1 protein-coding gene and 1 pseudogene are annotated in these 1,236 nt (G+C 67.0%); both read left to right on the top strand.

Annotated elements, in window-relative coordinates; genetic code table 11:
- Positions 1-1,040: aliphatic sulfonate ABC transporter substrate-binding protein (locus ACS04_RS26490; RefSeq protein WP_048479304.1), on the top strand; the 1,040-nt coding region annotated here is incomplete at its 5' end.
- Positions 1,041-1,069: 29 nt separating this feature from the next.
- A pseudogene (locus tag ACS04_RS26485) lies at positions 1,070-1,236 on the top strand (ABC transporter ATP-binding protein); the annotation flags it as partial.

The raw sequence follows: 1,236 nt of genomic DNA, 5'->3' as shown, positions 1-1,236 counted from the left end.
CCTGCGGTTACGGTTCCGAGGCGAAGAAGGACGACGCCAAGAAGGCGAACGTCGCGGCCGACGGCGCCAAGAAGCTGTCGGCGCCCGAGGTGCGCATCGGCTACTTCCCGAACCTGACGCACGCCACCGCGCTGGTCGGGATCCAGGAGGGCCTGATCGCCAAGGAGCTGGGCGCGACCGCGATCAAGCCGCAGACCTTCAACGCGGGGCCCTCCGAGATCGAGGCCCTCAACGGCGGCTCCCTCGACATCGGGTTCATCGGCCCCTCGCCCGCGATCAACGGCTACGTCAAGTCCAAGGGCAGCAACCTGCGGATCATCTCCGGGGCGGCTTCCGGCGGCGTCAAGCTCGTCGTGAACCCGGAGAAGATCAAAACCCCGGACGACCTCAAGGGCAAGAAGATCGCCACCCCGCAGAAGGGCAACACCCAGGACGTCGCCTTCCTCAACTGGATCGCGGAGAAGGGCTGGACGGTCGACCCGGAATCCGGCAAGGGCGACGTCTCGGTCGTGCGCACGGACAACAAGGTGACCCCCGACGCCTTCAAGCAGGGCTCGATCGACGGAGCCTGGGTGCCCGAGCCGACCGCTTCCAAGCTGGTCTCCGAGGGCGCGTCCGTCCTGCTGGACGAGACGGACCTGTGGCCCGGAAAGAAGTTCGTGATCACGAACGTCATCGTGTCGCAGAAGTTCCTCAAGGAGCACCCGGACGTCGTGGAGGCCGTACTGGCCGGCACGGTCAAGACGAACGCGTGGATCAACGCCAACCCGGACCAGGCCAAGGCCTCCGCCAACGCAGCCCTCAAGGCGCTCAGCGGCAAGGAACTGGAGCCCGCGGTCATCGACCCGGCGTGGAAGAGCATCCTCGTCACCGACGACCCGCTGGCCGCCACCTTGAAGACCGAATCGGACTGGGCGGTCAAGGCCAAGCTCATCGAGCAGCCCGACCTCGCCGGCATCTACGACCTGGCGCCCCTGAACAAGGTCCTCAAGGCCGCCGGCAAGCCCGAGGTCACCGACAACGGTCTCGGCGCCAAGTAAGCCCGTACGCATTCCAGGAGGTGACGACCATGGCCACCACACTCGCCAAGGCTGCCGAGGGCACGGTAGCGGAGCAGACGCACGCCGCCCGCATCGCGCACGTCTCGAAGTCCTTCACCGGCCCGGCCGGATCGCAGCTCGTCCTGGACGACATCAGCCTCGATGTCGCGCCCGGCGAGTTCGTCACCATCCTGGG

Origin of the sequence: Streptomyces roseus, assembly GCF_001044425.1 — a bacterium.
GTDB classification, from domain to species: domain Bacteria; phylum Actinomycetota; class Actinomycetes; order Streptomycetales; family Streptomycetaceae; genus Streptomyces; species Streptomyces roseus.
This window is presented reverse-complemented; position numbering and strand designations above follow the sequence as displayed.